This window comes from Flavobacterium sp. (assembly GCF_027483985.1).
Lineage (GTDB): Bacteria > Bacteroidota > Bacteroidia > Flavobacteriales > Flavobacteriaceae > Flavobacterium.
Genome location: NZ_JAIXTJ010000007.1, coordinates 19240 through 34097, shown reverse-complemented (window position 1 = coordinate 34097; position 14858 = coordinate 19240). Strand labels below are relative to the sequence as shown.

The window sequence follows — 14858 nt, the reverse complement described above, 5'->3', positions numbered from 1 at the left end:
TTCAGCTTTAATACCTGTAGCGTGAACGAAAATGTCTTTTCCATTTTCATCATCTGTAATGAATCCGTAACCTTTTGATTCATTGAAAAATTTAACTGTACCTGTGCGCATTTTGTAATATAAAAAAATTAATAATGGTCAAAGATATACTTATTTATGACATAGCAAACAAAAAACGTAGAAATATTTGAAAAATTTACAATAATTTAAAATTATAATTGAATGATTTTCAGTGTAATATTTGAAAAATTCTAAATTTTGCAATAAAAAAGCAACTATTTATAGATTTTTAAATAGTTGCTTTTAGAATATTTGAGAATTTGATAGAAATTACTTTAAATCAAGTTTTATGTGTAATTCATTTAATTGTGTTTCATCAATCAACGATGGCGCATCAATCATAACATCTCTACCAGAGTTGTTTTTTGGGAAAGCAATAAAGTCGCGTATAGTTTCTTGTCCGCCAAGAATTGCCACTAATCGGTCTAAACCAAAAGCCAATCCGCCGTGTGGTGGCGCACCAAATTGGAACGCATCCATCAAGAATCCGAATTGATTACGAGCTTCTTCTTCTGTAAATCCTAAATATTTGAACATTAACTGTTGTGTCGCTTTATCGTGAATTCTGATAGAACCGCCACCAATTTCGTTTCCGTTAAGAACCATATCGTAAGCATTGGCGCGAACTTTACCAGGATTTGTTGCCAATAATTCCATATCTTCAGGTTTTGGCGAAGTAAACGGATGGTGCATTGCGTGCCATCTTCCAGATTCTTCATCCAATTCTAGCAATGGAAAGTCAACAACCCAAAGAGGAGCAAACTCCGCAGGATTTCTTAATCCTAATCGCGTAGCTAATTCCATTCTTAAAGCAGAAAGTTGCGTACGAGTTTTATCAGCTGGACCAGAAAGCACAAAAATCATATCACCAGCTTTTGCACCAGTAATTTGCGCCCATTTTGCTAAATCTTCTTGGTCGTAGAATTTATCTACCGATGATTTGTAAGTTCCATCAGCTTCACATTTTACATAAACCATTCCAGAAGCGCCAATTTGTGGACGTTTAACCCAGTCAATTAAAGCATCGATTTCTTTACGAGTATATGCTGCGCAATTTGGAGCTGCAATACCAACAACCAATTCTGCTGCATTGAAAACTGGAAATTCTTTGTGTTGTGCTACTTCGTTTAACTCACCAAATTTCATGTCAAAACGAATATCTGGTTTGTCGTTACCGTAGGTTTTCATTGCATAATCGTAGGTAATTCTTGGGAATTTCTCTACTTCAATACCTTTAATTTCTTTTAGTAAATGACGTGTTAGTCCTTCAAAAACATTCAAGATATCTTCTTGTTCCACAAAAGCCATTTCGCAATCGATTTGTGTAAACTCAGGTTGTCTATCGGCACGTAAATCTTCGTCACGGAAACATTTTACAATTTGAAAATACTTATCCATTCCGCCCACCATCAATAATTGTTTGAATGTTTGTGGTGATTGTGGTAAAGCATAAAACTGACCTTCGTTCATACGGCTAGGCACAACAAAATCTCTTGCGCCTTCGGGAGTTGATTTAATTAAATAAGGTGTTTCTACTTCACAGAAATCTAAATCAGAAAGGTATTTACGGACTTCCATTGCTACTTTGTGACGGAAAAGCAAACTGTTTTTTACTGGATTTCTTCTGATATCCAAGTAACGGTATTTCATTCGGATGTCTTCACCACCATCGGTGTCATCTTCAATTGTGAATGGAGGAGTTAAAGCAGCGTTTAAAATTGTCATTTCTTTTACTAGAATTTCAATTTCACCCGTTGCGATATTTTTATTTTTAGCTTCACGCTCAATTACAGTACCTTTTATTTGAACTACAAATTCTCTACCCAATGTTTTAGCCAATTCAAAAACTGATTTTTCTGATCGACTTTCGTCAAATAACAATTGCGTAATTCCATAACGGTCGCGCAAATCAACCCAATTCATAAATCCTTTGTCTCTTGATTTTTGTACCCAACCAGCAAGTGTAACTTCTTGATTGATATGTGAGGCGTTTAGTTCACCACAATTATGACTTCTATACATTTGGAATAAATTTTATTACATTCAATTTGACTCTTGGTCTTCAGTGCAAAAGTAAAAAACTTCGACCGAAATAAATACTAAATATTTTCATAATGATTATTTGCTGCTAAATAAATTTAATTACATTTGGTTTTCTATAAATTAAATAGTGATCATATGAAAAAATTAGGATTGTTTTTGTTTGCTTTTGTGATTTCTAATGTTGGAATTGCGCAAGAAACTTTATTGAAGTTTGAAGCCGATGTTACCAATAGAAATGGCGATATTCTTTTTATTAAAAATAATAGAATTATTGTAAAAGAAATCAAAGTGCAAGGCGATGGACACTTTAGCGCATCGTTTGATATTAAAGAAGGAATGTATCAATTGTATGATGGTGCAGAATATTCAGAATTGTTTTTAAAGAATGGTTATGATTTAAAAATGAAATTGGATGCTAAAAATTTTGATAATTCGATAACTTATTCAGGAATTGGTGCGAAGGAGAACAATTATTTAGCACAAAAAATTCGTACGCAAAGTAGTTCTGATGTTGAAAGCTTTTTCGAATTGCCAACAATGGAAGAGTTTGCTGCAAAAATGACCGAAAAGCAAAATGCAGATATTGCCAAATTAGATGCTGAAAAATTGGATGCTGGTTTCGTGGCTCTACAAAAGAAAGCGATGCAAGCTGAAATGCTAGAAATGAAAATGTATTTTGCCGAAAAGTTGAAGCAAAAGAAATTAAACAATACACAAGCTCCGTCTTTTGATTATGAAAATCACGCAGGAGGAAAAACGAAGTTAGAAGACTTAAGAGGAAAATATGTTTACATTGATGTGTGGGCAACTTGGTGCGGACCTTGTCGTGCTGAAATTCCATCTTTGCAAAAAATTGAGGCTAAGTATCACGACAAAAAAATTGCTTTTGTAAGTATTTCTGTTGATGAACAAAAAGATTATGAAAAGTGGAAAAAGTTTGTAGTAGAAAAACAACTTGGCGGAATTCAATTGTATGCTGATAAAAACTGGATGTCTGATTTTATTAAAGCATTTGGAATTAATTCTATTCCAAGATTTATATTGATTGATCCAACAGGAAAAGTTGTAAATGCTGATGCTGATCGACCATCAAATCCTAAATTGCAAGAGCAACTTGATGCCTTGTTGAAATAGTATTTTATTTATATATAACAAAAAAAGCTCCGAATTTATTTCGGAGCTTTTTTATTTAACCAACTATTTATTATTCTTCAGTAGCTAATCTTCTTGATTCTCTTCTGTCTCTTAATTTATATTTTACTCTTTTAACTAAGTAAAACATTACTGGAACCATAACAAGTGTTAGCACAGTTGCATAAGTTAATCCGAAGATGATTGTCCAAGCTAATGGACCCCAAAATATTACGTTATCTCCACCAATAAATAAGTGTGGATTTAAATCTGTAATTAATCCGAAGAAGTCAAAGTTCAATCCGATGGCTAATGGAATTAATCCAAGAACCGCTGTTAAAGCTGTTAATAATACCGGACGTAAACGTGATTTTCCTGATTCGATAATTACTTCTTTAATATCTTCTAATGATAAATCATCGTGACTTTGCAACTTGTTATCAGCTACTTTTTTGTCTAATAAAAGTACAAAGAAGTCCATTAATACAATTCCGTTTTTCACCACAATTCCGGCTAGCGAAATAATTCCCATCATCGTCATTAAGATTACGAAATCCATATTGGCAATTACGTAACCATAGAACACACCACTAAAACTCAATATAACAGTAAATAAGATCACCATAGTTTTAGAAACGGAGTTAAACTGTAATACAATAATGATTGTAATTCCCGCTAATGCTAAAAATAAAGCATATAATAAGAAACTTTGATTTTTTCCTTGTTCTTCTTGAACTCCAGAGAAAGAATAAGTTACTGTTTTAGGAAGCTTGTAGCCATTTAATTCCGTTTGGATTTGTTTTGTTATTTCGTCACCATTATAACCTGTCAAGACATTAGAATAAACCGTCATAATACGCTTTTGATTCTTTCTCTTGATTTGGTTATAAGTGGTAGTTTTCTCTGTTTGAGACACGGCAGAAATTGGCACTTGCATCATTTGACCATTATTTTGATTACGGAAAGTCAACGATTGATTGAACAATACATTTTCATTCTTACGTTGGTCATCTTGCATTCGCATTGTGATGTTATAATCGTCATCACCTTCCTTATAGGTAGAGATTTCTTGACCGTAAACTGATCTACGCAAATTGAAACCTAATTGACCTGTTGAAACACCTAAACTTCCGGCGCTTACACGATCAACTTTTACTTCAAGTTCTGGACTTTCTTTGTTAACATCAACACTCAAACGCTCAATACCTGGAATGTTTTTAGAATTAATAAATGCAATCATTTTATCTGCCTCTTTCAACATTTCTTCATAGTCAATACCCGTTAATTGGATACTAATTGGATAACCAGCTGGCGGACCATTTGAATCTTTTTCTACAGTTACGGTTGCACCTGCAATACCTTTAACTTTAGCTCTAATTTCTTCTAGAACATCGGCTGTGTTGATTCCTTTTCTAAATTTAAATTCAGAGAAGTTTACAGTTACTTTTCCTTTATAAGGTGTTTCTGATGCTGAACCTGCGTCAACATTAGGGTTTCCTGCGCCAACTCCAACTTGAGAAACAATAGATTCTGCCAGATAATTTTCTTTAGTTCCTTCTTCAACATATTTGCTTAAAATACCAATTACTTGTTTTTCTACAAACAAAGTAGCTTTGTTGGTTTTAGCAATATCGGTTCCTTGTGGATATTCGATATAAGTAATTACTTGATTTGGAATATTATCTGGGAAGAACAATACTTTTCTAGGGAAAATTCCAAGCAAGATAAAAGAGAAAAATAATAAACCAATAATTCCTACTAAAGCAAACCAAGCTCTTTTACCGGTTAAAATTTTAGCTAAGAAATTCTTGTATTTATCTTCCATTTTAGGGAAGAAATTGTATTGAAAATCTTGAGTCCATTGGTATAATTTTAATTTATACAGCCACATTAATCCTAATGAAATTAAGGCTAAATGTCCTATGGCACGCGATAGTTTTGAATCATAAATATTTCCGATAAGGACAAAAACCACTGCGATTACTGTAAAAATAATGCTATATAATTTAGCAGATTTTTTAGACACATTTTTATCAGTAGTATCCATAGATCCACCAGTCATCGCTGCATTTACAACCATTGCCACAAATAATGAAGCGGTTAGTGTAACGGTCAATGTAATTGGGAAATACTTCATGAATTTACCCATTGTTCCAGGCCATAAAAGAAACGGTAAAAAGGCCATTAAAGTGGTTGCTGTCGAAGAGATTACTGGCCAAGCAATTTCACCAATACCAATTTTAGAAGCAGTAACTCTATCCATTCCTTTTTGCATGTTTGCAAATACGTTGTCAACCACCACAATTCCGTCGTCAACTAGCATTCCTAATCCCATTACTAGACCAAAAAGAACCATAGTGTTTAGTGTCAAACCAAACATTGAAAGAATACTAAACGCCATTAACATAGATAATGGAATTGCAGCACCAACAAAGAGTGAGTTTCTTAATCCCATAGTGAACATCAAGACAATCATTACCAGCACAATACCAAAAATAATGTGGTTAGAAAGTTCGTCAACTTGGTGTTCAACTCTAGACGACTGATCGTTTGAAAGTTGTAAATCAAGGTTAGAAGGCAAATAAGATACTTTTGCTTTTTCTAATTTTTCTTTTACTTGCTCAATAGCCGAAATCATGTTTTGATTGGAACGCTTTTTTACATTAAGCATTACCACCTCAGTTCCTGATTCACGTGCGTAGGTAGTTTTTTCTTTTTCTTTGAAACTAACCGTGGCAATATCTTTTAGATAGACTGCGCCACCATAAGATTTAATGATAATGTTTTCTAATTCTTTAGGATCTTTAATTTCTCCTACAATTCTGATGTTGTTTCTAGAACCTTGCGAAATTAGATTTCCTCCAGATAGCGTCATGTTTTCATACTTCACAGCATTTTGAATTTCATCAAAAGAAACTTGAGCTGCGGTCATTTTGAAAATATCTACTGCAATTTCAACTTCTTTGTCGTCTACACCTAAGATGTCTACTTTTTTTACTTCAGGAATTTCTTCGATATCGTCTTGAAGTAATTCACCATATTTTTTTAGTTGTTGCGTAGTATAATTTCCTTTTAAGTTAATGTTCAAAATAGGCACTTCTTCCGAAATATTTAATTCGAAAACGTTTGGCTCTACTTTACTACCATTGTCAAGATTTGGCCAATCTGTATCAGCTTTAACTAGATCGGTTTTATCTTTGACTTTAGTTTTAGCTTCTTCAATTCCAATTTTATCACTGAACTCAACGATAATCATTCCATAATCTTGAAAGGAACTAGAAGTGATTTTTTCAACGCCAGAGATGTTTTTAAATTCCTTTTCAAGCGGTTTGATTACCAATTTTTCAACATCTTCAGCAGAGTTTCCGGGGAAAACAGAAGAAATATAAACTTTGTTTTCAATGATTTCAGGGAAATCTTCACGTGGCATCGTAATATAGGCAATTACACCCGTTATTACGATTAATAAGGTCAAGATATAAACTGTGACGCGATTGTCAACAGCCCAACTTGATATACTGAATTCTTTATTTGTGTGACTCATAAATTTTAGTTTAGGAGTTTAAGAGTTTAAGAGTTTAGAAGGAACTTTTAACCTTATAAACCTTTAAACTTTTAAACTTTTTTTTAGAAATTTAATTTCATTCCTTCAGAAATCGTGTTTATACCTTCAGTAACAATGATATCATTTGCAGATAATCCGCTTAGAATTTCAGTTACATTATTAGACGATTTTCCTGTTTTAACAAGTACTTTTTTGGCAGTTCCTGTTTTACCATTGGCATTGGTAACTGTGAAAACAAATTTGTTTTTCTCACCATCTTCTTGAACAACATTGGTTGGTACAACAATCGCATTTTTAGTTGAATAATCGATTATTTTTAGTTTAGCCACTTGATTTGGGCGCAATAAATTTTCAGGATTTGGCACACTTACTTCAATACCGAAACTTCTGTTGTTTGGGTTCAAGTAATTACCAACTTGACGAACTTTACCTTTGTAAGTTTTCCCTAAAGACGTTAAGAACACATCTACTTCTGTACCTACTTTAAGTTTCCCGATATAAGTTTCAGGAACTGATGTTGACACATACATGTTTCCTAAATTTATGATTCGCATTAAACCTTGTGCGCTTGGAGAAACCACTTGGCCTTTTTCAACAAAAACTTCATCAATAGTTCCGCTAAATGGTGCACGAATTAAAGTTTTAGCTACTTGCGAACGCATTTGAGCCACACCTTTTTGAGCTGAAATCATTTGAGTTTGAGCTTGAAGAAATTGAATTTCAGAACCAATTTTTTTATCCCAAAGATTTTTTTGTCTTTCAAAAGTGGTTTTTGCTAAGGCATATTGATTTTCTAAACTTGCTAATTGTTGGCTCATTCCGGCATCATCTACTCGTCCTAGAATTTGTCCTTTAGAAACTCTTTGACCTGCTTTAACGGTTAACGAAGTTAGGTTTCCGCTAAATTCGGGTTGTACTAAAATGTTTTCTTTAGTATCTACATTTCCTTGAATTTCTAAGTAGTGGTTAAATGTAGTATCTTTAATGGTTAAAACCGAAACCAAAGCTTCTTCTGTTTTAACATCTAAAGTTGCTAGTGCTGCTTCAATTTTTGCAATATCAGCTTGCAATGCGCTTTTCTTGGTTTGAAGTTCTTTAACGTTTTTTGATTCAATTAATTGATCAACTGATTGATTGTTTTCTTTTCCACCACACGAGAATAGTAGTATTGAAAATGCTGATAGTATTAGTATTTTTTTCATTATATATTTGGTTAGTTTTTATTAAATAATTTTTCTAAAGTCGCTCTTTTATTAATCACATCAAGCATAGCTTGCAAGTAGGTTTGTTGTGAAGTATACAACTGTCTTTGGGCTTCGGTCAAATCAAAACTAGATGAAAGGCCTTCTTTAAATTTGATTTGATTTTTATTTTCAATTCGTTCTGCTAAGTTCAAATTGCTTTTTGAAGTTCCGAGTTGCTCAATACTGAATTCGTAATCGCTTTTAGCTTTTTCAAATTGCAATTTCAGTTGTTGTTCTGTTTGAGTTAGTTCGGTTTTAGATTGTGCTAATGCAATTTTTGCTTGTTGCGTTCTTGAACTTCGAGCGAAACTGCTGAAAATAGGAATGTTTAAATTCACTCCAAGATTAGAGAAGTTATAATATTTTTGATCTTGACTAAAAAAGTTAAATTCATTTCCAAAAGAGTTGTAACCAAAATTTACTGCGGCGCTCAACGATGGTAATGCTTTACTTTTTTCAAGTTTTAGCAATAATTCTTTACTTGTTAAAAGGTTTTGACCGATTTGATAGTCAATGTTGTTAGTGACATTAAATTCTTCTTTTAGCAATGCTAAATCAAGATTGTTTTGTGTTAAAACATCTAATTTATCGGTTAGATTTAACCCATTTTCTAAATTAATTCCCAGAACAAGTTTCAACATATCATTAGCAATATTTTTTTGACGTTTTACATTTTCTAATGAGCTGTTGATGGTAGCTAGCGTAATTTGTAATTGTTCTACATTTTCTTCTTCAATCAATCCATTTTTGAAAATTTCTTTGGTATCAGAAAGTGTTTTTTCTAAAATTCCTTTATTTTTTTGAAGGATAAGAATGCTTTCGTCTGCTAAAAGCACATTTCCATAGGAGTTGATTACTATTTCTTTAATTTCTTGAGCTGTTTTAACTTTAGCATTTTCAGAAATTTTCAAATAAGTTTTAGCCGATTGTAAACCTACTATATACGAACCATCAAAAATTAACTGGCTCAAAGTTGCTGCGGCATTAACATTGTGCTTGGTTCCAAAAGTGATTGCAGTTGGAACTCCACCAAAATCAACTACGTTGGTTTGCAGTTTAAAATTGTTTTGATATCCTACAAGTCCATTTACTTGCGGTAAACCTATGGTTGTTGTTTCCCATTTTTTTTGTTTGGCGAGTTCAATATCTCTATCAGCATTTATTGCAGAGTAGTTATTTTGAATAGCGTGTTCGATCGCCTGTTTTAAAGTGAACGAATAGCTTTCTTTTTGTTCTTGCGCTTGCAAAACGGAAGCAAAAAGAAATAAGGTTAGTATGATTTTGTTTTTCATTGATTGATGTTTACAGTTTATATATTGATAATTGTTTTTCAAGTTCGATAATTCCTTTTTCAGTTGCAATGGCACGCGTGTGGTATTCAAGTGCTTTACCTTCTAATGTATAAGCGTCACTTTCTAAAAGTGTGGTTTCGTTTATTGAGAAAATTAAGGTGTAATAAAATTTTGTTGCTGCCTCAACATCAGTATCTTGTCGGTAAAGTTTTTGTTGGATTCCTTTTATAATGTTTTGTGAGAACATTTTATGACAATCTTGAATCTCATTTTCCATCATTTTCTCATAAATTTCTGGATAATGTTTTTTTAACTGATAAGCCGGTGAGTGATCAAATGATTTAAACATTTCTTTGAACATTTGTCTCATTTCAAAATTTTCCTCAATGGCATTAAAATCTTTTGAAACCACTTCATCCATTAACGAATGAATTTTTTGGTGGATTACTTCAGTTCCTTCTTCGATTAATTTTTCTTTATTACTGAAATATTTATAAATCGTTTTTTTTGAAATGCACATCTCGCAAGCAATATCATCCATAGTTACACTCTTAAAACCTAGTTTTAAGAACATATCTGTAGCTTTTTTTATTATTTTATCTTTCATTTTTTATTTTTAAAAACAAATTCATTTTTGTGAATTATTTTCGGAAGCAAATTTAACACGGAAACTTTTGATACAAAAATAGTTTCCATAGTATTCACATAAATTTAACATTAGATTTTGTTGTTGGGTCTAATGATCATTCTTAGTGATGAATTTTTGGTAAAGTAGGCTATTGCCCAATGGTAAAAGGTGTTGACTTTGTTTCTTGGTGTTGATAACGACATTAAGTGCACAAAAAGCCAAGCCAACCAAGCCAAGGTTCCTTTAAAATGGAATTTTGGTTTTGGTAAATCTACAACTGCTTTGCTTCGTCCAATTATAGCCATTGAGCCTTTATCGAAATAGTTGAATTCTTTTTGGGTTCTATTTGATGTGATATTCAAAAGATTTTTAGCCAGATTTTTGCCTTGCTGCATCGCTACTTGTGCTACTTGCGGATGTCCATTTGGAAAATTTTTATCACTATCCATATAAGCAGTGTCGCCAACAGCATAGATGTTATTTGTGCCTTTAATTTTATTGAATTCGTCTACAATTAATCTATTGGCTCTGCCGTAACTTTCTTCTGGTAAACCATTAAATCGCATCGCAGTTACTCCAGCAGCCCAAATTAAGTTTTTGCATTTAATAGTTGATTGATCTTTAAAGGTGATAGTTTCTCCATCAAAATCAACAACTTGAGTGTTTAGTTTTACCACAACACCTAGTTCTTTTATAGCTTCTAAAGTGTATTGTTGTGATTGTATACTCATTGGTCCGAGAAGTGTATTGCTTCCGTCAACCAAGTAGATTTTGCTGGTAGTTAAATGCTCTAATTCAGGATATTCTTTTCGAATAATATCTTTGCTCATTTCGGCAAACATACCAGACAATTCCACACCAGTTGGTCCGCCACCAGCAACTACAATAGTCATTAATTGCTCTTGTTCTTCACTGTTTTTAGAAATGGCTGCTGCTTCAATTCGTTGTAGCAGTACGTTTCTCATGTTTAACGCTTCTTCAAGTGTTTTCATTCCGATAGCGTGACGTTTAACATTTTCCATCCCAAAATAATTGGTGGTGGTGCCTGTTGCTATTACTAAATAATCATAGTCTAATTCACCATTAGAAAGCGTTACTTTGTTTTCAGTTGTATTAATATTGATTAATTCTCCTAGCCAAAAATGTATGTTTTTAGAGTTAGAAAACATTTTTCTAAACGGATAACTTATCGATGAGGATTCTAAAAATCCAGTGGCAACTTGATATAAGAGTGGTGGAAAAAAATTATAATTTACTTTGTCAACAAGTGTAATTTCAAAATTATCAACATTAGAAAGCGTTTTGGCAATGTTTAAACCTGCAAATCCACCACCGATTATTATTAATTTTTTTTTCATTTTTTTTAGTTGTTAGTTTCAAACTCTAAGTTTGCCGTGATGTTAATGTTAGAACCTATTAACAATCCATTAAGTTGTTGATTAGAATTAGAATACAATCCAAAATCACTACGGTTTATTTCTCCTATAATTTCTAAAATTACTTTTGAGGAATCGTTGTTAGATTCTAATGAAGCAATTTTTGTATCCAATTCAACAACTTTAGTAATGTTGTTTATGGTTAAATTTCCTTTAACAAAATTGATGTCGTTGTTTATTTTTTCAAATGAAATTGATTTGAATGTTACAAATGGATATTGATTTGAATCGATGAAATCTTTAAGATTTAGATTACTATCAATATGTTCTAATTTCCCTTCCTTTTTGTTAACATCTAAAACAAATTCAATATTAGCATTAATAAGCTGATTGTTATCAATGTCAATGGTGCTTGACAATTTGTTGAAGGAACTATCTAAGTAGGCAATGATTGAGTTTTTAGCTCTAATCATAAAATCAGATTGATGGGTATTCAAATTCCATTTAGTTGAAATCATTTTTAAATAAAATTTAGGTTGAATTATGGGGCAAATGTACTTAGGAAAATTTTAATACTAAAATAGTTTCCTTAGTTTTTACATAAATTTAACATATCAAAAAGTTACAAGTTTCTTGATTTAAGTTTTTTGACTTACTTTTGTATATTCATAATTTTCAACGCACAACTTCAAAAAGATGCATTCACTTTCTCACTACCAAGAGCTTATTTCAGATTATTTTACTGCTTTACATTTAAACAAAGAGCCAAAAAATCTTTATGAACCCATAGAGTATATTCTTCATTTGGGCGGAAAAAGAATGCGTCCGATTTTAACCTTAATGGCTACTGAAGTTTTTGATGTTGATTGCAAAAAAGCATTGGCCGCAGCAACAGCTATAGAGGTTTTTCACAATTTCTCATTGGTTCATGATGATATTATGGATGATGCACCTTTGCGACGAGGAAATGAAACCGTACACGAAAAATGGGATATTAATACCGGAATTCTATCAGGTGATGCTATGTTGATTTTAGCTTATCAGCATTTTGAAGATTATAAGCCAAAGATATTTAGAGAATTAGCAAAATTATTCAGCAAAACCGCGCTTGAAGTTTGCGAAGGACAACAATATGACGTTGACTTTGAAACGAGAGACGATGTTACCATTGCCGAATATTTAAAAATGATAGAATATAAAACAGCCGTTTTGGTTGGAGCGGCGATGAAAATGGGTGCGATTGTAGCAGAAACTTCTGATGAGAATGCTAATTTAATTTATGATTTTGGATTGAATTTAGGAATCGCATTTCAATTGCAAGATGATTATTTAGATGCTTTCGGAAATCCTGAAACTTTCGGCAAACAAGTTGGTGGTGATATTATTGAGAATAAAAAAACCTATTTGTACTTAAAAGCAATGGAGTTTTCAAACGAGGAAGAAAAAGAACAACTATCTCATTTATTTTCTATTCAACCAGATGATAATTCAGATAAGATAGAATCGGTTAAAACAATTTTTAATCAAACTAATGCTTCTGCAGCTACACAAAAAGCAATTCAAGATTACACCTTCAAGGCATTTGAAACGTTGGAACAAATGAATATTTCAAATGATAAGAAGATGATTCTAAAAGCATTTGGAGAAAATCTAATGAACAGAAATGTTTAATAGAACTTCCAATTATGTCAATCCCAATTTCCAATGGGATTCTTTGTTAATGTTTAGAATTTGGAATTTTACTATTGGATTTTAATATGTTTGTAGCACCAATATCAACCGATCACTTGCTTTCTGAAGCAGAAAAAGAGCATTTGTATGAAAAACTTATTGAGCAATTGAATAAGGATTTCAATTTTGCCAATGAACCAATTGATTTGCCCAAAAGTACCAAACCAAACGAACTAAAAGTTCAACTTCACGAAAAAATTTATCGATTAATTCAGTATAAGTTTGCTGAGTATTTGAGTTTGCTCTATATAGTTGATGTTCCTGAAGACCAAGTAAAAAAACTAGATGGTTCTGATATTTTGGAATTATCTGAACAAGTTTCGTTTTTAATTTTAAAACGCGAATGGATGAAGGTTTGGTTTAGGAGTAAATATTAAAAAAACACTCTCACAAAAGGCATAAAGGCATCGCCGTAAACTCCGTTATCGGTCTTTAAAAATAAATTATAAAAAATTTGTATATTTATATTTATATTTATATTTATATTTATATTTTTATAAAATATTAATAATCAAATTTTTATAATATGAAAACAAAAAAAATTGCATTCGTGCTTGGTGTGTTTACACTTTTATTAGTATCCTTTATTTCTTGTAACAAAGAAGATGGTCAAAATTCAAATAATGTTGAATTAAAAAAAATGGAGGCATTTGTAGGTGCTGAAATTGGTATTGTAAATGGTGAAAAAATGGATGTTATGGTTTCTAAAAAGCAAATTTTAGAATTAGCAGAAGTAACGCTTAAAGATACCAAATTGAATTTGAAACCTTACGACTATAAAATTATTGAAGAGAATAATACGAAATATTTGAGAGTTTATAGTAATGATAATTATGTTTCGACAGTAGAGTTAATAGTTACAGACGAAGGTGTTTTAAAAACAGCTCAAACAGTTTGTACTTCAACGGCTTGCGCTTCTGGTGGAGGTTGTATTCCAAACGGAAGCTATTGTACACCTTGTGTTGATCCAAGAACTCAAGGACAAGCTGGTGATTGCGTTAGAACGACAACTGGAGGATAGTTATTATTAGAAAAATGTATATAATTTGAAAAAGCCCCAACTTGCATCGCATTAGTTGAGGCTTTTTTTATTTTATCTTAAGAACAAGTGTTGTTTTTGATTTTAAAACGCGAATAGATGAAGGCGTGGTTTAGGGAGTAAGTATTAAAAAAACACTCTCACAAAAGGCATAAAGGCATCTCCGTAAACTCCGTTATCGGTTTTGAAAAACAAATTATATCGCGCTCCAATGGTTACATTATCCATTCGATAGCCAGCTCCAACAAAAAGTCCCGTATTCCAAAAATTTTCACTTCCAGAAAAAAGTCCTTCAAAGGTTCTGTTTACTCTTAATTGTTCTACTTCTGTTGATAACTGTATTTCTTCAATTGGGTTGAAAAGCGCTATAAAACTTGCGCCATAAATATTTGAAGAGAAAAATCCTTTTTGCTTCAAGAAACTATACTGCACTCCGGTTCCAAGAGCAACGTAGGAATTGATGTTGTAAATCGCAGTAGGTGAAACAGAAATGTTAGTATAACCTGAGCCAAATCCGAGTCCTAATCCGCCACCAAATTGTACTTTTTTCCAAAACTCACTTTTTGGCGTCATTTCTGGGTTTTCTTGCGCCGAAATGGTAAAACTTATAGCAATAAAAAACAGAAATGTTAATCTTTTTGTTAAAATCTGTAAAGTATTCTTTTTCATACTTCTGTATATAGTTAATTAGCGATATAAAAGTACTAAAAACATTGAAAGATTGTTATAAATATTTTACTTTTGCATAA

13 protein-coding genes are annotated in these 14858 nt (G+C 32.2%); 4 read left to right on the top strand and 9 right to left on the bottom strand.

All coding sequences use genetic code 11. The features are described from left to right. Positions 1-111, bottom strand: a 111-nt coding sequence (locus Q0050_RS00735; RefSeq protein WP_298391691.1) for a cold-shock protein, incomplete at its 3' end; no start/stop codon positions are given. Positions 112-330: 219 nt separating this feature from the next. After that, entirely contained in the window at positions 331-2082 is a 1752-nt protein-coding gene (gene aspS, locus Q0050_RS00730; RefSeq protein WP_298391690.1) for an aspartate--tRNA ligase, read from the bottom strand. Positions 2083-2238: 156 nt separating this feature from the next. Here aspS and Q0050_RS00725 point away from each other — a divergent pair, with 156 nt between their 5' ends. Then, positions 2239-3237, top strand: a complete 999-nt coding sequence (locus Q0050_RS00725; protein WP_298391689.1) for a TlpA disulfide reductase family protein — start codon at positions 2239-2241, stop codon at positions 3235-3237. 70 nt (positions 3238-3307) lie between these two features. On the opposite strand, the gene Q0050_RS00720 is transcribed toward Q0050_RS00725, so the two are convergent. The 6 genes from Q0050_RS00720 to Q0050_RS00695 form a co-directional block, all read right to left on the bottom strand. After that, on the bottom strand, positions 3308-6778 hold the full coding sequence (locus tag Q0050_RS00720; RefSeq protein WP_298391688.1) for an efflux RND transporter permease subunit: 3471 nt from the start codon (positions 6776-6778) through the stop codon (positions 3308-3310). Between the two features lie 83 nt (positions 6779-6861). After that, entirely contained in the window at positions 6862-8001 is a 1140-nt protein-coding gene (locus Q0050_RS00715) for an efflux RND transporter periplasmic adaptor subunit (protein ID WP_298391687.1), read from the bottom strand. 11 nt (positions 8002-8012) lie between these two features. Next, a complete protein-coding gene (locus Q0050_RS00710) occupies positions 8013-9335 on the bottom strand; it encodes a TolC family protein (protein WP_298391685.1) in 1323 nt (440 codons plus the stop codon). A 10-nt stretch (positions 9336-9345) separates the two neighbouring features. Further along, positions 9346-9942, bottom strand: a complete 597-nt coding sequence (locus tag Q0050_RS00705; RefSeq protein WP_298391683.1) for a TetR/AcrR family transcriptional regulator — start codon at positions 9940-9942, stop codon at positions 9346-9348. A 110-nt stretch (positions 9943-10052) separates the two neighbouring features. Beyond that, positions 10053-11321, bottom strand: a complete 1269-nt coding sequence (locus Q0050_RS00700; RefSeq protein ID WP_298391681.1) for an NAD(P)/FAD-dependent oxidoreductase — start codon at positions 11319-11321, stop codon at positions 10053-10055. A gap of 5 nt (positions 11322-11326) precedes the next feature. After that, positions 11327-11857, bottom strand: a complete 531-nt coding sequence (locus tag Q0050_RS00695; RefSeq protein ID WP_298391679.1) for a YceI family protein — start codon at positions 11855-11857, stop codon at positions 11327-11329. 178 nt (positions 11858-12035) lie between these two features. Here Q0050_RS00695 and Q0050_RS00690 point away from each other — a divergent pair, with 178 nt between their 5' ends. From Q0050_RS00690 to Q0050_RS00680, 3 genes are all read left to right on the top strand, one after another. After that, positions 12036-13010 carry a polyprenyl synthetase family protein gene (locus Q0050_RS00690; protein ID WP_298391677.1) on the top strand — a complete coding sequence of 325 codons (975 nt, stop codon included), beginning with the start codon at positions 12036-12038 and terminating at the stop codon, positions 13008-13010. An 86-nt stretch (positions 13011-13096) separates the two neighbouring features. Beyond that, on the top strand, positions 13097-13447 hold the full coding sequence (locus Q0050_RS00685; RefSeq protein WP_298391675.1) for a hypothetical protein: 351 nt from the start codon (positions 13097-13099) through the stop codon (positions 13445-13447). Positions 13448-13596: 149 nt separating this feature from the next. Further along, positions 13597-14091, top strand: a complete 495-nt coding sequence (locus Q0050_RS00680) for a hypothetical protein (RefSeq protein WP_298391673.1) — start codon at positions 13597-13599, stop codon at positions 14089-14091. Positions 14092-14235: 144 nt separating this feature from the next. On the opposite strand, the gene Q0050_RS00675 is transcribed toward Q0050_RS00680, so the two are convergent. Continuing rightward, entirely contained in the window at positions 14236-14778 is a 543-nt protein-coding gene (locus Q0050_RS00675; RefSeq protein WP_298391672.1) for a hypothetical protein, read from the bottom strand. Positions 14779-14858 lie beyond the last annotated feature (80 nt).